Raw genomic sequence first — 17,832 nt, 5'->3', positions numbered from 1 at the left:
TCCTTAAGCGGCTTGGCGTTGTTCAGTGGTTTTGGCGCGTTGCTTGGCGTTATAAGCTGTCATCGCATCGCGTACCCAAGCACCTTCTTCATGCGCCCGAATATGATGTTCAACCCGCTGGCGATTACAGTGACCATTGCCATTAATCACGTTATAGAATTCCTTCCAGTCGATCTCACCAGAGTCATAATGGCCACGCTCTGCATTCCATTTCAGGTCTTGATCAGGGTGCACTAAACCTAAAAATTCAATTTGTGGCACGGTTTGATCAATAAATTTTTGGCGTAAATCATCATTGGTTTCACGCTTGATCTTCCAGGTCATCGACTTGGCCGAGTGAGCAGATTCTGCATCATGCGGGCCAAACATCATCAGTGCGGGCCAGTAGAAGCGATTCAATGCATCTTGCGCCATTGCTTTTTGTGCAGGGCTGCCATGTGCGAGGGCTATCATCAGCTCATAGCCTTGGCGCTGATGGAAACTTTCTTCCTTGCAAATCCGAATCATTGCGCGTGAATAAGGGCCATAGGAGGTACGCTGCAAAGAAATTTGATTGACAATCGCCGCACCATCTACCAGCCAACCAATCGCACCAATATCGGCCCAAGTTTGGGTCGGATAATTAAAGATCGAGGCATATTTGGCTTCGCCTGACTGCATGGCTGCGATTAAATCCGCACGCTTCACACCTAAAGTTTCGGTAGCACTATATAGGTATAAACCATGACCGCCTTCGTCTTGGACTTTAGACAGCAGGACAGCTTTGCGGCGCAGTGAAGGGGCGCGTGTAATCCAGTTGCCTTCTGGTTGCATGCCGATCACTTCAGAATGAGCATGCTGGGAAATTTGTCGAATTAAATTCTGGCGATAGGCTTCTGGCATCCAATCTTTTGGCTCAATTTTTTCTTCGGCCTCGATTTTGCGCATGAAATTTTGTTCGGGAGTCATCATTTTGTTTCGCCTCCTTGTTGCTTGGCGACCAAAGTTAATACGTCATAATGAGCGACCAGTGCGCCCTCTTGGTTGACGATAGCCGTATCCCAACGCACTTCACCGTAGTTCTCGGTTTCACGATTGGTTTTTTGCTTGCAGGTGAATTGTACTTGTAAGGTATCACCGGCATACACGGGTGCAGAGAAGCGCAAATTATCTAAACCATAATTTGCCAGCACGGGGCCTTCACTCGGGTCAACGAATAAGCCTGCCGCTAAAGATACTAAGAAATAGCCATGCGCGACGCGATCTTCAAAGAACGGATTGCGTTGTGCAGCCGCTTGGTCCATGTGCGCGTAGAATTTATCACCGCTAAGTTCCGCGAAGGCTTCAATGTCCGCAAGGCTAATCGTGCGTTGCTCCGTGATTACTGCATCACCAACTTCTAATTCATCAAAGGTTTTGCGGAAGGGATGCACGCCATCGACATTGCGTTCAGCCCCTTGCATCCACACGCCCGCCACCGCAGTGAGCATATCCGGCGAACCTTGTACGGCGGTACGTTGCATATAATGCTTCACGCCGCGCACGCCGCCCATTTCTTCGCTGCCGCCTGCCCGCCCAGGGCCACCATGAATCAAATGGGCTAAGGGTGAACCATGCCCAGTCGATTCTTTCGCGCATTTTTCATCTAGCACCAACACCCGACCATGATAGGGTGCAATGCCTAGGGCTAAATTCCGGGCGACGACTTTATTTGCGGTAGCGACTGAAGCGACTAAGCTGCCTTTACCTAAGGCCGCTAATTCCACGGCTTCTTCATCGCTGCTGTAAGGAATTAAAGTGGTAACTGGGCCGAACGCTTCTACATCATGTGCATTGGTGTTGCGGGCATCTTTGCAAGCCAGCACCATCGGTGAGAGAAAAGCCCCCGTGTCATTGTTAGCACCAAGTACATTCACATGATGCATGTCACCGAATAAAATCTCGTTTTGCTTGGCTAATTCAGCGATCCGCTCACGAACATCGGCGCGTTGCTCTAAACCCGCCAAAGCACCCATTTTTACGCCTTCTTGATCAGGATCACCGACTTGAATTTTGCTTAAACGCTCTTTTAAAGCGGCGGCTACCGCTTCTAAGCGATCTGTAGGCACAATCGAGCGGCGAATTGCAGTGCATTTTTGACCCGCTTTCACGGTCATTTCGCGCACCACTTCTTTGATATACAAATCAAAGGTTGGTGTACCCGGTTGCACATCACTGCCTAAAATTGAGCAGTTTAAGGAGTCCGCTTCCATATAGAAACGCACAGAGTTAGCGATGATATTCGGATGCTGTTTCAGCTTTTGCCCGGTCCATGCTGAGCCTGTGAAACTGATCGCATCTTGGCAGGTTAAATGCGCTAATAAATTACCCGTGCTGCCGCAAACCAGCTGCAAAGCACCTGCGGGTAAGATTTTTGATTCGATAATCATTTTTACCAGCAGCTCGGTTAAATACGCGGTTTGGCTGGCTGGTTTAACGATACTGGGTACGCCGGCGAGGATCGTAGGCGCTAATTTTTCCAACATACCCCAGCAAGGGAAGTTGAAGGCATTGATTTGCACCGCTACACCCATGATCGGGGTATAGATATGTTGGGCGGTGAAACTGCCATTGCGCGAGATTTGCTCTTGCCCACCATCGAGATACACATTGCTATTCGGTAGTTCGCGGCGACCTTTGCTGGCGAACACCAGCATAGTGCTAATGCCACCTTCAATATCAATCCATGAGTCGGTGCGAGTTGCACCGGTCGCTTTTGAGCAGGTGTAGAGTTGTTCTTTGCGCTCAATTAAATAGTTGCCGAGAGCTTTGAGCATTAAAGCACGTTGATGGAAAGTATATTTGCGTAAGTTAGAGCCACCGACTTGACGTGCATATTCAAGCACTGCTTGGAAATCAAGACCGTCACTGCTAATTTCAGCAAAATCTTGGCCATTAATCGCATGTTTGAGAATAAGACCTGCTGTTGAGGCGGTATACCATTCCCCCAAGGCATAACTTTGCAATTTCATATCCAAGCTCTCCACTCGGTTATCAGATGCTGCGGATAGTAATATGATACAAAATCATAGTCAAAGTATTTTTTGTTGTATCACTTTATGCTTTACTAAGGGCTAAAGAGTAGACGCAAAACCTGCCGTCATACTAAGCTTGAATCATATTTTGGAGGAGTAATGCATGCCTTATTATGCCATCAATGGAATTCGCCCCGTGGTGCATTCTGATACTTATATTCATCCCACGGCGGTTTTGATTGGCGATGTGATTGTCGCTGCGGGCTGCTATGTTGGGCCGAATGCGGTTTTACGCGGTGATTTTGGGCGTTTAGTATTAGAAGAAGGTTCTAATTTACAAGATACTTGCGTGATGCATGGCTTCCCCGGTACGGATACAGTGGTGCGCAAAAACGGGCATATTGGTCACGGTGCCGTATTACACGGTTGTGAAGTCGGTGAAAATGCACTGGTTGGTATGAATAGTGTGATTATGGATGGGGCCGTGATTGGGCATTCAGCGATCGTGGCGGCGATGAGTTTTGTGAAAGCGAATATGCAAGTGCCTGCACGGAGTTTAGTCGCGGGAACGCCTGCTCGGGTGATTCGTGAGTTAAGTGCTGCCGAAATTGGCTGGAAAGAAGAGGGTACACGCTCCTATCAGCAACTTGCGGTGCGGAGTATGCAAACTTTGGTCGAAACCACGCCGTTAACTGAAATTGAAGCTAATCGCCCCCGCATTGATGCCGATGGCCTTGCACCCCTTTATCAAATAAAACAACAGGACTCTGGTTGACACGTGACTAATCTTGCTCGACAACCCAAAACATGTACAGAGCATGCCTTCAATCAAGCTGCACAAGCACTGATTGAGCAGTTTATTCAAACTTCACCGATCCATGCTAATTCGCTGATTGTGACGATCTATGGTGATACGATCTGCCCACATGGGGGGTCGATTTGGCTTGGAAGTTTAATCAAGCTAGTCAAACCCCTCGGTGTGAATGAGCGCTTAGTACGCACTTGTGTATTTCGTCTGTCTGAAAAGAAGATTCTCAAATCTCGGCAAATCGGGCGGCGTAGTTTTTACTCCTTAACTGATAAAGGTTTGCGGCAATTCTCAAGTGCAGCTAGCCGGATTTATGCACCGGATTTAGCCAGTTGGGATGGCCAATGGCGCTTAGTCATTACGCTTTTAGGCGAACTAGTACCTGAACAGCGCGAGCAATTACGCAAGGAATTGTTTTGGCTTGGGTTCACTCATATCACGACAGGTATCTTTGCCCATCCGACCGCTGACTTAGCGGAAGTCAGTGCTTTAATCAAAGAATTGCAAATCGAAGAGCATGTCGCCATTCTACAAGCAGTCACGCCGGAGCCGGATAATGTACCCATTGCGAATCGCTTAATTCGACAATGCTTTAATACGCAAGCTTTAGACGATGAATACGCTGAGTTTAATCAGCAGTTTTCGCCTGTATTAGCCGCCGCTTTAAAAACTACCGAACCTGATTCTGAGTTATGTTTTTTAATTAAAATTCTATTGATTCATAAATACCGGCGGATTTTATTGCGTGAGCCGGAATTGCCAAAAGAATTAGTCGAGTCTGATTCAGCGAGCCAACAAGCACGGCGGATTAGTGCGCAGCTTTATGGGGTGATTGCGCCCTTTGCTGACCAGTATTTTAAGCAGGTGAGTGAGTGTGAGCAGGGGGCGTTTGCTGAGCCGCCAAAGGCGTATTACCAGCGGTTTAAGCGAGTGGCTGTTTAGTGTACTGCCAAAATGCTAGTTTTCTAGTGATCGAATAGTTGGTCATGATATTTAGATGAGTTGAAGTCGGACTTGCAGTAAGAGGAGGATTTTTTTCCTGTGAGGTTCTGATGGCAAGCATTCAGGTGAAATATCCGGTTCTGCCAAGGTGAGTGGGTCTATCGTCATGGTAAAGCCCGTAGTGGCCTCCAACGCTACCGCTGCTGTGATTGCCACCACTGTTTCCAGCTGGAGTATCGGTATGAAGCCAACAAGCTTGGCGTGACCGACAAGATTAGCGAGATGGCGATAAATGGCTCGGGTGTACGGATACCGGACGGGTGTTGGGGATCAGCATCACCACCGTCATTGCCCACTTAAAAACTCGCCGCACCGACCATCTCACCCATCCCCTTCAACGAGGTCAGCTACAAAACGGGGCAGAAAGAGTATGCGAGATGGATGAACAGTGGTTGTATGTGGGCAACAAGTCACAACCACGCTGGTCATGGTATGCTTGGTCGCCTCATTTTAAACGAGTATTCGCCTATGCGTTTGGGTCACGCGCCGATAGCACACTGAAAGCCCTGCTGGATAGCGTGAAGGACTTCAACTTTCGCCGGCTCTGCACCAATGACTGGGGAGCCTATGACCGGCTGTTGCCGGAAGACAAACACCTAGTCACCCAGAAGCTCACCCAAAGCATTGAAAGCCAGAACCTCAACGTCCGTACTCGTATCAAGCGTCTGCAACGCAAGACCATCTGCTTCTCAAAGTCGATCGACATGCATGACAAGGTGATCGGCGATTTCATCAACAGGGAGTTCTTTCAACTTATCTAAATCACGACCCTGCATCAGAAAGACCTGAATCTGGCACGAAAAGATTCTTCTGGGGGGGAAATGCTCAATGGCATAGCACAATTGTGTCAAACTCCCCGCAGCCTTCGATCTGAAGTACAACATTGGACTATCTCAGTTTAGTCGACTTTGAGACTCAAGTTCTTGCAGCTTAATGTGTCCGGTTTTAGAGGGAGAGCAATAAACATCAAGACCGAGGATAGACAACATATCGTCAAAGATGGCGTGGCAATCTATTTGCCGACAACTCAAACTATCCAAAGAAAAAGTCACAATAAGCCCATCGGCCATTGCGACTGCGAGGTCGACGCGCCTATCCAATTTATCTGGAGTCAGGTCAGGGAGAAGTTGTCTAAGCTCCAGCCTGAGGTAATCGCGCCATCGCCGATATTTGTCTTGAAACAGCACACGAAATTCCCGGTCGTGCAACGCCATTTCCCAGAAAGCCAATGAAACTGCAATTTCCTCATCCTGCTTGCGGATAGGTATATGCTCTTCTAGGATAACACGCACCCGATCTACCCCTGTTGCCTGCTTGAGGCGGTTATCGATCCTATGAAACACTCTGTCAGCAACGAACTCGAATGCAAAGCGCACCATATCGTCTTTGTTTGCGAAGTAGTGAGCAATAACACCGCTTGAAAAGCCACCTTCTCGTGCGATGTTACGCACCGTAGCTCCCTCAAGCCCACTCTTGCCCAAAACCTTAACGATCGCGCGTACAACATCCATCCGACGTTCATCGTGATTCACGATTTTCGGCATAATAAAACCTTTATCAAATAACTGTAGTACCAAAATAAACCAGAAATTGGATGAGGTCTAGACCTGTGTAGCTGTACCCTAGCGATTCAAATCAGCACTTTCGCTGCCAAGTCATGCTGAGCCTAGTGTCAGAGCCAGCAGCGGAGCATGTTGCTGTGCGCCATAGACATCGGTTTCGCCGATGGCACCCGATACCATAGGGCGGCGAATCGTCGCCTTAATAGCATTCGCGGGTTCAAAGGCAACAATGCCCAGAACGTCCACTTCGGGCACATTGTAAAGTCGCGAGATCAAGACTGGGTTGATCAGATTTTCCCGCAGGGCTTGTTCATACCAAAATCGATCCTTGAAGATAACATCCAGTGTCAACTCATAGGGGCCTGCGTTTTTGGATCGAATCACTGAAGCCACATCGATAAGACGGGTCATGCTGAATCCTCCAGATTGGACATATGGAAGGGGAAGGCGGCGGCGGGATCCTGCACCCTGAGAAGGTGATAGAGACTGAAGCCATAGACAGCGCCTGCTTTGAAGTCGGAAGGTGAGTAAGGAAACGCAAGGTTTCCAGCGGTCGAAACACGTCCCGGATAACCAAAATGCAGCATCGTAGACCGGGCAAAGGAACAAATTGTGTTTGCTTGGTCTTGCGTGTCAGCTACCGCCTCAATGATGATACCCAGCTCATGCGGCAGTCGCTCACGTTCGGGTTCCAACGCGCCCATAACTCCGTCGCGCCCATAGACTCGAAAAATAAGGTTCGCGCTGCCAGCCTGCATTTCGGGAAAATTGTCGAATACACGAGTCCTTACTCCAGCAAGGATGTCGTCAATCTGCGCGATGAAATCAGGTGACCGCACGCCCGCGATCGACACGGTGCGATAGCCCACGATCCGCGCCGCCTCCAACTTGACGAAGTACCCCTCTGAAGGCTCGAACACACTTCCTGTCACCCGAACCCGGACGGCGTCAATCTGTTCAAAACCTGCCATGCGCAGGTTCAGTGCGCCGCCAGGGCCAGGCAAGTGATAAGGGTCGGATTTTTCATAAAGCGTGTGCGCGGCGACCGATGTCACCGTGCAGATGCGAGCTGAGTTCATCGTCTCAAGCACGAACCCCACCTCATCCAGAGTACCCATCATACAGTCTGATCCTGATCCTGGTATCGAGGCAATAGCCGCACATTCGAGGATCTTTCCCATATGCAGTGCTAGCCCACGTGGATAGCCGCGTAGAATTGGCACAGCGGCAAAGACTGACGGGTCATAACAGCGACCCGCCACTACGACATCTGCTCCAGCTTGCAAGGCGGCGATTAGCGGCTCTTCCCCGATCTGGGCAACGATATGAGTCGACCTCTCAATATCCGCAGGCATCGCTGGTTCGCCTGGAGGCAACACCACCAGATCTCCTGAAGCCAATGCTGCCATCAGTGGTGCTTTATCCATGTCGGACGGGATCACGGCAAGACGCCCTTTAAGTCCTTCTTCGTGAGCGATTTCACGGATGATCTGTACCGTCCAGTCAAGATGTGGCCGAGCACCTGCACCACCCGCACTCCCTACAAGCACAGGAATACCTCGTGCGCGTCCAGCAACAAGCATATAACGTAGGTCGCGCTTGACCGCAGCCCGATCGGTAAAGGATATACCAGCCCCAAGATAATAGGGGCCAGGGTCACTTGACCCTGCATCGACGGCGATGACATCAGGGTTTAGCGCAAGTCCTGCCTCAAACGAAGCGGTTGGGAAGCCATAACCCAAAATCGCAGTTGGCGACAGGACGCGGATCGGGGGCAAAGTGGACATAGTTACCTCAGAACATCAGTGTTTTGGCAGGGCTTGCGAGACCTTCAAGCGTCAGGCTAACTTCAGCCCCGCCGTCGGCGATGATGTCGATGCCGTTCACCCATTGCGCATCACGTGATAGAAGAAATGCTACTGGACCTGCAATTTCTTCAGGTCTTGCATCACGACCACCTGCTTGCGTGCGTAATCGGCTGAGCAACTCTGTGCCCATTGTATCGTAAAAAGTAGCTAGAATCGGGGTTTGTACCGCACCTGGGCTGACAGTATTGACTCGAATCCCACGATGTCGCTCGCGACTGGAAACCAGCATGGAGTAGAGAATCACTGCTTCTTTAGATGCATCATATGCCGCCACGGAATTGAAGCCGAGACCGATGAAATGCTCAAGCCCAGCCTCCCAGCCATCGATCGCAATGAGTGAGCGCACAAGATCAGCCCGGGAGCGCCAGTTTGCTCCAGCGGTCGATGCTACGTTCACCACTGAGCCGAAGTCGTTCAGCCGTGGCAATAACGTTTCTGTAAGCCGCCGTAGAGCAAGGTAGTTTACCTTGATGACTGTCTCGACAGGCAACGACCCCGGTACGCCTGCAATGTTCACCAGTCCGTCAAGCGGTTCGGCAATTGCCGCAACCGTGGTGTCAATTTGTGTGGGATCTGTCAAGTCACAGCGGTGGAAAATGGACAGCTCGCTCTTCGGTTCTACCCGGTCAATCCCGACAACCCTCGCGCCTCGTGACAAGAGATCTGCGGCAACTGCCGCGCCAACACCTGAAGATACGCCTGTCAAGACATAGGTTTTTCCAGCATGGGTCATGTCCGTACTCCTTGGTTAAATCGCACTGGCAGCGACAACATGCCATTGGCAAAGCGCGAAGCGACGTAAACCGGTTCGCCTGCTGGTTCTGGTCTGCTCAAATGTTTCAGCGTGAGCTTGGCAAGAATCGGAAGCTCCATCCTCGCCAAATGTGCTCCAAGGCAGGTATGCCGCCCACCACCACCAAAGCCCATATGCGGATTAGGGTTACGCTGGATGTGGAAGTGGTCGGGATGCTGGAACTTGGTCTCGTCCCGGTTGCCGGAGATAAACCACATGACCACTTTGTCGCCTGCTGCGATTTTCTGACCAGCGATCTCAGTATCTTCGGCGGCTGTGCGACGCATATGCATAACGGGAGTTATCAATCTAACCATCTCTTCCACGGCACCTGCCGCCAGACCATCAGGATCGGTGGCCCACAGTGCCATCTGGTCTGGATTTTCCATGAAAAGCCTCATCATGTGAGTGCCAACCGTGCCCGTGGTCTCCATGCCCGCAGTCACCAGAAGCTGGAACTGGACACCAATTTCTTCATCGGTAAATCTACGTCCATCCACTTCAACCGTGTGCAGGTAAGACACAAAATCGTCTTTTGGGGAGCGGCGACGCTCACGCGCCAAAGCTGTGCCGTAGTCGTTTAACTCCTTGAAATACGAGGCTACTGATGCGGGGCCACCCAGCTCTGGGGCATCACCCGCCAGTGCATGTTGGGTCAGGTAATGCATATGCTTGCGGTCAGACGGCGGCGCACCAAGGAAATCGCAGATCACTGCCACAGGGTAAGGTTGAGCTACGTCGGTGGCGAAATCGACCTCGCCCTTTTCCTTGGCTGCCAGCACCAGCGCGGTAGCATGGGCTTCGGCATTGGCGCGGTAGCGTTCCACGCCTTTCGGCGACAGGATTTTCTGCACCACCGATCGCAGCATGAAATGCCGTGGCCCATCCATATTCAGAAACCAGCCTTCGTGTTGCGCCTCTTCCTCGGACTGGTCGCCGATATAGGTTGAAGGCTGATTGCGGAACAAGCTGGAGTTCTGGCTGACTGTGACAATATCATCATAGCGGGTAAGCGCCCAAAACCCCGTCATTCCATGCTCTGGTCCTTCGCAGAAATCATGCCAACTGATAGGCAGATCGCGACGCAGAGTGGCGAAGGCTTCAAAGTTAACCGGACCCTGCCAGAAAGCTGGGTCAGTGAGGTTGATTTTAGTTGCATCCATGTTTGAGCCTCCTATTAAACACTGTACTTAACACCAGGCATGACGCACAAAAGCTCGAACGCGAGGTTCGCAGCGGTCAGCGCAGTGTTTCCAGACAGGTCGTAGGAGGGAGAGACTTCGACAACATCGCAGCCGATAATGTTTAGCCCGCGACAGCCCCGGATCAGTTGCATCGCCTGCCATGTCGTTAGTCCGCCAATCTCTGGTGTGCCGGTGCCTGGGGCGACGGAGGGGTCTAGCGCATCAATGTCGAAGGAAAAATAGGTCGGCACATCGCCGATTTTTCCCCTAATACTGTCGATCAACGTTGTCAGATGTTTGCCCCAAAGGTCATCAGCGGGCACCACGGTGAAGCCCTGACGGCGCGACCAGTTGAAGTCATCGGGCGAATAGCCAGTGCCGCGTAGACCGATTTGGAAGGTTAACTCAGGATGGATCAGGGCCTCCTCATGGGCGCGACGAAAGGTGGTGCCATGAGCGATTTTTTCACCGAACATGGTGTCGCTGACATCCGCATGAGCATCAAGGTGAACCAGTGCCACTGGGCCATGCTTGGCAGCAATGGCCTGAAGGATTGGATAAGTGATCGAATGATCCCCGCCCAGTGTAATCGGACGCACGGGGTGACGTAGTATCTCCACATAAGCCTCGCGGATACGGCGGCAAGCATCGGGAAGATTGAACGTATTGATTGCGACATCGCCTATATCAGCCACCTGGAGGCTGGCAAAGGGTGCAGCTCCGGTCGCCACGTTGAAAGGGCGCAGCAGGCAGCTTTCAGACCGAATCGCGCGCGGGCCAAAACGGGTACCCGCCCGCCAAGAAGCGCCAATGTCGATGGGTACTCCAATGAAACAGGCGTCCAGTCCCTCTGCTGTCTTCGCCTCGGGCAGGCGCATCATCGTGGGTGTTCCGCCGAAGCGTGGCATTTCATTGCCACCAAGAGGTTGATTGTAAGTCATCCTTATCATACCTGCTGAGTGGGAAGATGTAGAATCAGCCCATCCATGTTGTCTGTGATCGTCAACTGGCAGGACAGGCGACTGGTCGGTGTAACCCCAGCCGCGAACGTAATCATATCGGCCTCCATTACACCTTGTGGTGGCAGGCGACCCGCCCAATCAGGTTCGACGATAACATGGAAGGTGGCGCAGGCGCAGGCACCACCGCAATCGGCCTCGATCTCGGAGATGCCATGTGCAGTCGCCAGTTGCATGACCGATTGACCCACGGCACCATCCAGCACTTGCTGGCTACCATCGGCGCGAATGAAAGTTATCTTAGGCATGGTTCTCTTTCCTTATCGTGTTCGAGTACAAACCCGTCAGGGCGCGTGTAAGCCGGTTAAGCCCTTCGTCTAGCAGCTTATCCGTTGTGGTCAGCGGCGGGGCAATGCGGATTGTGTTACCCCAATACCCACAAGGCAATACGAGTAATCCTTCCGCCGCAGCTCTGGTTGCGATAGTCTTGGTTGTATCAGAATCAGGTACGCTGTGGTCTTCGGTCTTGAATACCTCGAAGGCCACCATTGCACCGAGTCCACGCACAGCACCTATTGGCGGCACATCGGTGCGTGCTGTGATACGGGCCAGAGCCGTCGTCAAGTGCTGCCCAATCGCAGTAGCACGATCAAGCAACCCTTCGTCGCGGATAATATCGAACACCGCCAACGATGCGGCACAGGCCAGCGGATTGCCCGCAAAGGTGCCACCTAATGATCCTGGCATCACCTTGTCCATCACTGAACGTTTACCGATCACCCCCGCCAGCGGCAGACCGCCACCGATGCCCTTCGCGACCGGGATCAGGTCAGGTTCTACTCCTGAGTGCTCGATGGCAAAGAATTTGCCGGTGCGACCGAAGCCAGACTGGATTTCATCGGCGATGAACAGGATGCCGTGATCGGAGCAAATCTGTTGAATTTTCTGCAAGAAAGCTGGGGGAGCCATGTAATAGCCACCTTCGCCCTGCACCGGCTCCACTAGGATAGCCGCCACCTGATCGGGCGAAATCGAAGCACGGAAGAGGTGATCGAGTGCACGCAAGGACTCTTCCTCGCTGGTGCCGTGATCAGGTATCGGGAAGGGGATGTGGAAAATACCGGGCTGGAAATGCGGATAGCTTGCCCGCAACGGTGCAACCTTGCCGGTCAGCGATAACGCCAGATTGGTACGACCGTGAAATGAGCCGGTGAAGGCAATGATTCCAGATCGACCCGTCGCTAGGCGTGCAATCTTGACAGCATTCTCGGTCGCCTCGGCTCCCGTGTTAACCAGAAAGGATACCGCATCATTGATAGGAGCCACAGCGTTCAATCGTTCGCAGACGGCAACATAAGGCTCATAGTGCTGGACAGGCCAAGCGACATGAGCATAGCGATCCATCTGCGCGGCAATAGCCGCCATGACACGCGGATGGCGGTGGCCGACGTTCATCACCGCAATACCGGCAACGAAATCGACATAATGCTTGCCGTCCGTGTCCCACAACTCCGATCCTTCAGCACGATCAACGAAGAACGGATGGGAAGTAGCAGCTCCGGCAGGAATGGCTGCCTTGCGGCGGTTAAGAAGCGTTTCCGTCATGTTTGACCTCAATTCAATGCATCCGAACGCCAGACCATCATCTTCTCGGTCTGCATATCGCGGATGGAGTGTGGGATTCCGCCGACCCCGAGCCCCGACTGGCGTGCGCCTGCAAAAGGCATCCAGTCTACCCGGAACAGTGGATGTTCGTTAACCATGATTGCCGTGCCATCAAGGTGGCGGAAGCAGTGCATGGCGGTGTCGATATTGCGACTGAACACGGCGGCCTGGAACGAAAATGGCAGGTCGTTTGCCGTGGCAATAGCCGCGTTGATGTCGTCGTAAGGGTACAGACATACGACCGGGCCAAAGACCTCACGCCGCGAAACATCAGCCATCGGGTCAGGATTCACCAGCACGGTGTTGGCATAGGTGGAAGGCGACAGGCGTTTGCCCCCTGTGGCAATACGCCCACCCGAAGCATCAACCCACGATGCGATTCGGTCAGCCTCAGCAGTGGTAATCAGCGGGCCGACCTCGGTTTCGGGTTTAGTCGGATCGCCGATGAGCATTCGGTCGGCGACTCCCGAAAGCCCTGCCGTCAGATCCTCAAGAATTGACTGCGCACAAAAGATGCGCTGAACGGAAACACATGCCTGTCCTGCGTGCCAGAACCCCGCCCGACCAATGCGCGGGATGGCTTGTTCCAGATCCGCATCCTCAGCTACGATCACTGGCGCAACCCCACCATGCTCTAGGGCACAGCGTGCGCCCGGTGCCAGCATAGACCGAAGTTTCCAACCCACAGCGGCAGACCCTATAAAACTTAGGAAAGCCACACGCGAATCACTGACCATACGACCAATTACATCCACTTCAAGAGGGAGAACCATCTGCGCCCAACCCTGTGGCAGCCCAGCTTCATGGAAAATATCCACAACTGCTTTGCACGACAACGGTGTCTTGGGGGATGGCTTCACGATTACCGGTGCTCCAGCCGCAACAGCAGGTGCAACCTGATGGATCACCAGATTGAACGGGTGATTAAAAGCAGCCAGTGCCAAGACTACACCGATAGGCTCCCTCTGCGTAAAGGCGATACGACCTGCCGAAGTGGCATTAAAGTCCATCGGTATGACATGACCAGCTTCTGCACGGAGAGTTTCCACACACAGCTCGATCCCATCTATACCCCGATCAATCTCGATCAGCGCATCGCGCAGGGGTTTGCCCGATTCGCTGGCGACTTGTAAAGCCAGCGAATCGCGCCGACTGCGAGCGATGGCAGCAGCGCGACGCAGAATGGCGACCCGCTCAATCTTTGGTAGCCAACTCTTGCGGTCGCGGAATAATGCCTGTGCCGTGGCAAAAGCCTTCTCAACTTCATCCTCGGTCGAGACAGGCAGCGTATCTAGTAAGTGGCCATCCCAAGGGGAGTGAACGGAAAGGGTTTGATTCATGGCGTAGCCTCAAGCAGAGATTTCAGTGGAATGCCGAGATCGGCGAGAGTAGTAGGTGCAACAGTGGCTCGCGCAGCAACAAGGCGACGGGCATACATGTGATCGGCAGGCATGTTCACACTGTCTGCCGCAATGATTACGCCGTCCCTAATATGAAAAACAGTGAACCGACCCTCTGTTGGATTACCGCGCAACACGTGGGAATCAGGGTTGATCGGCAATCCAGTGGTTTGCAGTTTTACATTACCCTGATCAGACCAGAACCACGGCACAGCATTATAAGCCACGGTCTCACCCAGTAATGCTGCTGCTACGACTTTGGCCTGATCGATAGCGTTCTGCACACTCTCCAATCGGAACAGTCCGCCTGCATAAGGGTTAGGGTGTAACGCACAATCACCCACCGCAAAGATGTCAGGGTCAGAGGTACGCCCTTGGGCATCGACTTCTATTCCGTTCGGGCAAGGCAGACCGGCAGCAAGAGCCAATTCCGCGTTCGGCACCGCGCCAATGCCTACCAGTACCAGATCAGCCAACAGGCGCGAACCATCAGACAAGATTACGGCTTCGACTCGTACTGTCCCTTCGATTGCCGAAACGCCTGCACCTGTAAGCACCTGTGTTCCCATACTACGATGCATGGCCTCGAACCATCTTGATACCTCGGGTGCAACAGCGCGTGCCATCACGCGGGGCGCTGCCTCAATGACTGTTGCACTCAGACCCTTGGTGCGGGCGGTGGCGGCAACCTCCAAGCCAATGAATCCACCCCCAATGATGACAACATTGTGTGCAGCTTGCAGGGCTGTGCCCAATGCATCCGCATCCTCGATTCCGCGCAGTGTATAAAGCCCCGTCAGATCAGCACCCGGTAAGACTAACGCACGCGGACGAGTCCCAGTGGCAAAAACCAGACGGTCATAGTGGAGCGACTCTATATCCGTCAAAACAGTGTGACTTGCCCTGTCGATCCCCGTCACCTTCGTGCCCAGTCGTAAACTGATCTCTTGCGCTGCCAGAACCTCCGCTGAACGCAAGGTACGATGTCGATCCAGCTTCTGCTCGCAGCCGCTTTCACATTGCCCCTCATTACCGGGAAAATTGATATATCGTCAGGTTCCATTACCGTTATGGCCAGTGTTATCTTTGCTGGATTGATCGGTTCGGTAGAGGTGCCACTTACTGGTGCACTGGGGCTGAACTGGGTATTGGCCGCCCTGATAGTCATCACCATCGGGGCAGGGTTTGGTGCCGTAAACGGCGGACTGGTACGTGCCGGTGCTGACCCACTGATCGCTACGCTCAGCTTGGCAATCATGCTGGGTGGTCTTGTCAGTGGCTATGCGCAAGGTCGTGCTATCGTTGCGGGTATGCCTGCTGGCTTGACCGACCTTGGGCGTTTATCCTTTGGTCCTTTCCCGATGCTCTTCCTCACTGCGGCCGTAGTCTCCATCGCGGTTTGGTTTTTGCTTGAGCGTACATCGTTTGGGCGTCGTCTCCATGCGATTGGGGTCAATCCGACAGCAGCCCATCTGATTGGAGTTCGGGTAGACCGGACGATATTTATTGCTTTCGTTTTAGGTGGTCTGATCGCAGGTATCGCGGCGGTGGTGTTGACGGCTAGACAGGGCGGCGGTGTGCCAGTGAACGGGCTGAATCTTGTGCTACCAGCACTGGCCGGTACCTATTTGGGTGCCACGACGATTCGCCCAGGCGAGTTCAATATTCCTGGCACTTTTATTGGTCTCCTTTTCGTCAGTGTTGCTGTATCTGGGCTGACGTTGCTGGGTGTTGATGCTTGGGTACAACCGGTCTTCACTGGTGGCGCGTTGGTTGCTGCGGTATTGATTGCTCATTGGTTTCAGAAACTAGCTAGCAAAGACAGCTAACACCTTTCATACGAGGACAACAAGATGCTCGACGACAAGACCCTTGGTCACTTACGCCACATCGTGAACCTGTCTCGCCAGATGCCAAACGATTGGTCCGACATGGGACCCTATGACCCCAGTCAGGAAGGCGACGACGCCTATCGTTATCAACTGGCCTACATGACCTATACATTGTCATTGACACAGTTTCATCACACCCCAGCCTACCGCGAACTCTGGCGCGACACGATGGCTCGACTGATTGGCAAAATGATGCGCTGGGAGGTCTGGGGCTATTGGGAGCTAACCAGCCGTGGCAGCAAGGTGCTTGACCCCGATATGAGTGCGCTTGGTGAAGGGTGGATCGACCCGGTTATCCGCCAGAATGTCATGTATTCAGGCCACCTTCTCATGATGGTAGGTCTTTACGACATGTTTTACCGTGATAGGCGGTTCGATACACCCGGTTCGTTGACCTTCCAGTTCCGCCCAGTTTTCCGAGGCATGGGCCCAGAAGATTTCCCCTATGATCACAGCAAACTTGCACAGGTGATCTATGATGAATTCGCACGTAACGACTTCATTGGCTGCGAGTGCGAGCCGAATGGGATCTTCGTCTATTGCAATCAATTCCCGATCTTGGGATTTATGCATTATGACCATACCCACGGCACAGACTTGGCGACCCGCACAGTGCCTAAGTTCAAGGATCAGTGGCAGAGGCGTAGCACCATGTTTGGCAAAGACCCTAAAGCCGATCTTCCGATATTGTTCCGCAAACGGCAAAACGACTTCATCTATGAGGAATCCGAAGATAACAATGAAGGCATTACGGCTGTTGCTTGGGCTTCGGTCATGCACACTTGGGCACCAGAATATGTTGAGATGGTCTATCCGCGTGCTCGTGACCAGATTCTACGCCGTATGGACGATGGCACACTGGGCGTGAATCTTGCGGGCTACTTTGCTAAGTACAAAGAATACCAGCACAATCCAGGTCACCATGCGACTGATCCGATGATGGTCGGGGTTCATATTTTTGGGACGTTGGCACTCGCCGCCGCTGAAGTCGGTGACACAGAAACGCTGAACGGTCTTCTAGCCTACGCCGATAAATATCTCGCACCAACTTGGAAGAATGGCGGTTACTTCTATCCGCGTAACGATGACCTTTCAAGCGTAGGTTACACAACTGCCCTGATCGGTAATGCCCTGATCGCGGGTGCACGGATTTGCCCCCGCGACGGATTTCGGCAAATGTATGATAAGCCGTGGAACGATGCCATGCTTGCCGCTCCCGAAATCTGCGAAGTAGATTTCCCTGCCGTTCTCGTTCGCGAAGCCAGCTACCCAAACGATGGAACGCTATTGCGCATCATCCTCGCTCCTGGTCGTGCGGGATCCGAGCATCAGAGGGTGGCGTTCCGTGGACTTGACCTGACACGCACTGTTCGGATGATTGTGGATGACGTAGAACTGATCCTGCCCGCAGACCAAAACGAAGTCGCGACTCAGGATCTCTCTCTACGTTCAGAACGCACCGAGGGGATATTGCGATTAACCCTCATGGTGAACCGAGACCGTAGGATCGATGTCCGCTGAACTCGATAAAGTGGCGCAAGATTGCCCAGCAGATGCCATTGCCAACCCCGCTAAAATTTTTGTAAAGGCAGAAGGTGTTGAAATTACCGATAACCAAGGACATACCGTTCTGGATGCTGCAAGCGGTCTGTGGAATGTCATTGCCTAACATCTTCAAAAAAGACCGATGAGGTATACGGATCAGC

18 protein-coding genes and 1 pseudogene are annotated in these 17,832 nt (G+C 52.6%); 7 read left to right on the top strand and 12 right to left on the bottom strand.

The window, feature by feature from the left end; all coding sequences use genetic code 11:
- Positions 1-3 precede the first annotated feature (3 nt).
- Together paaA and paaZ are read right to left on the bottom strand one after the other, a co-directional pair.
- Positions 4-951 (bottom strand): 1,2-phenylacetyl-CoA epoxidase subunit PaaA, encoded by a 948-nt coding sequence (paaA, locus tag B5D50_RS15715; protein ID WP_078923600.1) that lies wholly within the window; start codon positions 949-951, stop codon positions 4-6.
- Positions 948-2,990 (bottom strand): phenylacetic acid degradation bifunctional protein PaaZ, encoded by a 2,043-nt coding sequence (paaZ, locus tag B5D50_RS15710; protein ID WP_078923599.1) that lies wholly within the window; start codon positions 2,988-2,990, stop codon positions 948-950. The genes paaA and paaZ overlap by 4 nt, the downstream gene beginning before the upstream one ends.
- Before the next feature lie 166 nt (positions 2,991-3,156).
- Between paaZ and B5D50_RS15705 the strand changes: the two genes are divergently transcribed.
- The 4 genes and pseudogenes from B5D50_RS15705 to B5D50_RS20200 form a co-directional block, all read left to right on the top strand.
- Positions 3,157-3,768 (top strand): phenylacetic acid degradation protein PaaY, encoded by a 612-nt coding sequence (locus B5D50_RS15705; protein WP_078923598.1) that lies wholly within the window; start codon positions 3,157-3,159, stop codon positions 3,766-3,768.
- 3 nt (positions 3,769-3,771) lie between these two features.
- Positions 3,772-4,743, top strand: coding sequence for a PaaX family transcriptional regulator (locus B5D50_RS15700; RefSeq protein WP_078923597.1), 972 nt, complete (start codon positions 3,772-3,774; stop codon positions 4,741-4,743).
- Positions 4,744-4,875: 132 nt separating this feature from the next.
- On the top strand, positions 4,876-5,103 hold the full coding sequence (locus B5D50_RS20875; protein ID WP_407701256.1) for an IS1/IS1595 family N-terminal zinc-binding domain-containing protein: 228 nt from the start codon (positions 4,876-4,878) through the stop codon (positions 5,101-5,103).
- A pseudogene (locus tag B5D50_RS20200) lies at positions 5,052-5,564 on the top strand (IS1 family transposase); the annotation flags it as partial. The gene B5D50_RS20875 and the pseudogene B5D50_RS20200, both read left to right, overlap by 52 nt.
- Before the next feature lie 132 nt (positions 5,565-5,696).
- Here B5D50_RS20200 and B5D50_RS15690 read toward each other — a convergent pair.
- The 10 genes from B5D50_RS15690 to B5D50_RS15645 all read right to left on the bottom strand — a co-directional run bounded on the left by B5D50_RS15690 (position 5,697) and on the right by B5D50_RS15645 (position 15,211).
- Positions 5,697-6,347, bottom strand: coding sequence for a TetR/AcrR family transcriptional regulator (locus tag B5D50_RS15690; RefSeq protein WP_078923595.1), 651 nt, complete (start codon positions 6,345-6,347; stop codon positions 5,697-5,699).
- A gap of 111 nt (positions 6,348-6,458) precedes the next feature.
- On the bottom strand, positions 6,459-6,776 hold the full coding sequence (locus B5D50_RS15685) for a DUF4387 domain-containing protein (RefSeq protein WP_078923594.1): 318 nt from the start codon (positions 6,774-6,776) through the stop codon (positions 6,459-6,461).
- Positions 6,773-8,152: an acyclic terpene utilization AtuA family protein gene (locus B5D50_RS15680; protein WP_078923593.1), complete on the bottom strand. Its 1,380-nt coding sequence runs from the start codon at positions 8,150-8,152 to the stop codon at positions 6,773-6,775. Before B5D50_RS15680 ends, B5D50_RS15685 begins: the two co-directional genes overlap by 4 nt.
- 7 nt (positions 8,153-8,159) lie before the next feature.
- Positions 8,160-8,966: a coniferyl-alcohol dehydrogenase gene (locus B5D50_RS15675; protein WP_078923592.1), complete on the bottom strand. Its 807-nt coding sequence runs from the start codon at positions 8,964-8,966 to the stop codon at positions 8,160-8,162.
- Positions 8,963-10,189, bottom strand: a complete 1,227-nt coding sequence (locus tag B5D50_RS15670) for a cytochrome P450 (RefSeq protein ID WP_078923591.1) — start codon at positions 10,187-10,189, stop codon at positions 8,963-8,965. The genes B5D50_RS15675 and B5D50_RS15670 overlap by 4 nt, the downstream gene beginning before the upstream one ends.
- A 14-nt stretch (positions 10,190-10,203) precedes the next feature.
- A complete protein-coding gene (speB, locus tag B5D50_RS15665) occupies positions 10,204-11,151 on the bottom strand; it encodes an agmatinase (RefSeq protein WP_078923634.1) in 948 nt (315 codons plus the stop codon).
- Positions 11,152-11,156: 5 nt separating this feature from the next.
- On the bottom strand, positions 11,157-11,477 hold the full coding sequence (locus tag B5D50_RS15660; RefSeq protein ID WP_078923590.1) for a 2Fe-2S iron-sulfur cluster-binding family protein: 321 nt from the start codon (positions 11,475-11,477) through the stop codon (positions 11,157-11,159).
- The gene (locus B5D50_RS15655; RefSeq protein WP_078923589.1) at positions 11,470-12,774 is read right to left on the bottom strand and encodes an aspartate aminotransferase family protein; all 1,305 of its coding nucleotides are present in this window, start codon (positions 12,772-12,774) and stop codon (positions 11,470-11,472) included. The genes B5D50_RS15660 and B5D50_RS15655 overlap by 8 nt, the downstream gene beginning before the upstream one ends.
- A gap of 8 nt (positions 12,775-12,782) precedes the next feature.
- Complete coding sequence (locus B5D50_RS15650) at positions 12,783-14,174, bottom strand: aldehyde dehydrogenase family protein (RefSeq protein ID WP_078923588.1); 1,392 nt, start codon at positions 14,172-14,174, stop codon at positions 12,783-12,785.
- Complete coding sequence (locus B5D50_RS15645; protein ID WP_078923587.1) at positions 14,171-15,211, bottom strand: NAD(P)/FAD-dependent oxidoreductase; 1,041 nt, start codon at positions 15,209-15,211, stop codon at positions 14,171-14,173. Before B5D50_RS15645 ends, B5D50_RS15650 begins: the two co-directional genes overlap by 4 nt.
- A 6-nt stretch (positions 15,212-15,217) precedes the next feature.
- Here B5D50_RS15645 and B5D50_RS15640 point away from each other — a divergent pair, with 6 nt between their 5' ends.
- From B5D50_RS15640 to B5D50_RS20375, 3 genes are read left to right on the top strand one after another with little or no spacing between them, the layout of a single operon-like run.
- Positions 15,218-16,063 (top strand): ABC transporter permease, encoded by an 846-nt coding sequence (locus B5D50_RS15640; protein ID WP_078923586.1) that lies wholly within the window; start codon positions 15,218-15,220, stop codon positions 16,061-16,063.
- Between the two features lie 24 nt (positions 16,064-16,087).
- On the top strand, positions 16,088-17,647 hold the full coding sequence (locus B5D50_RS15635; protein ID WP_078923585.1) for a linalool dehydratase/isomerase domain-containing protein: 1,560 nt from the start codon (positions 16,088-16,090) through the stop codon (positions 17,645-17,647).
- Positions 17,637-17,795, top strand: a complete 159-nt coding sequence (locus B5D50_RS20375; RefSeq protein ID WP_159448654.1) for a hypothetical protein — start codon at positions 17,637-17,639, stop codon at positions 17,793-17,795. The genes B5D50_RS15635 and B5D50_RS20375 overlap by 11 nt, the downstream gene beginning before the upstream one ends.
- The last annotated feature ends 37 nt before the right edge of the window (positions 17,796-17,832 follow it).

This window comes from Thiothrix eikelboomii, assembly GCF_900167255.1.
Lineage (GTDB): Bacteria > Pseudomonadota > Gammaproteobacteria > Thiotrichales > Thiotrichaceae > Thiolinea > Thiolinea eikelboomii.
This window is presented reverse-complemented; position numbering and strand designations above follow the sequence as displayed.

Excerpts from the sequence above, each read along its gene's own strand:
- B5D50_RS15660 (WP_078923590.1), bottom strand. The coding sequence starts at position 11,477 with ATGCCTAAGATAACTTTCATTCGCGCCGATGGTAGCCAGCAAGTGCTG.
- B5D50_RS20375 (WP_159448654.1), top strand. The coding sequence starts at position 17,637 with ATGTCCGCTGAACTCGATAAAGTGGCGCAAGATTGCCCAGCAGATGCC.
- B5D50_RS15685 (WP_078923594.1), bottom strand. The coding sequence starts at position 6,776 with ATGACCCGTCTTATCGATGTGGCTTCAGTGATTCGATCCAAAAACGCA.
- paaA (WP_078923600.1), bottom strand. The coding sequence starts at position 951 with ATGATGACTCCCGAACAAAATTTCATGCGCAAAATCGAGGCCGAAGAA.
- speB (WP_078923634.1), bottom strand. The coding sequence starts at position 11,151 with ATGACTTACAATCAACCTCTTGGTGGCAATGAAATGCCACGCTTCGGC.
- B5D50_RS15670 (WP_078923591.1), bottom strand. The coding sequence starts at position 10,189 with ATGGATGCAACTAAAATCAACCTCACTGACCCAGCTTTCTGGCAGGGT.
- B5D50_RS15655 (WP_078923589.1), bottom strand. The coding sequence starts at position 12,774 with ATGACGGAAACGCTTCTTAACCGCCGCAAGGCAGCCATTCCTGCCGGA.
- B5D50_RS15690 (WP_078923595.1), bottom strand. The coding sequence starts at position 6,347 with ATGCCGAAAATCGTGAATCACGATGAACGTCGGATGGATGTTGTACGC.
- B5D50_RS15635 (WP_078923585.1), top strand. The coding sequence starts at position 16,088 with ATGCTCGACGACAAGACCCTTGGTCACTTACGCCACATCGTGAACCTG.
- B5D50_RS15705 (WP_078923598.1), top strand. The coding sequence starts at position 3,157 with ATGCCTTATTATGCCATCAATGGAATTCGCCCCGTGGTGCATTCTGAT.
- B5D50_RS15650 (WP_078923588.1), bottom strand. The coding sequence starts at position 14,174 with ATGAATCAAACCCTTTCCGTTCACTCCCCTTGGGATGGCCACTTACTA.
- B5D50_RS15640 (WP_078923586.1), top strand. The coding sequence starts at position 15,218 with ATGTCGATCCAGCTTCTGCTCGCAGCCGCTTTCACATTGCCCCTCATT.
- paaZ (WP_078923599.1), bottom strand. The coding sequence starts at position 2,990 with ATGAAATTGCAAAGTTATGCCTTGGGGGAATGGTATACCGCCTCAACA.
- B5D50_RS15675 (WP_078923592.1), bottom strand. The coding sequence starts at position 8,966 with ATGACCCATGCTGGAAAAACCTATGTCTTGACAGGCGTATCTTCAGGT.
- B5D50_RS15680 (WP_078923593.1), bottom strand. The coding sequence starts at position 8,152 with ATGTCCACTTTGCCCCCGATCCGCGTCCTGTCGCCAACTGCGATTTTG.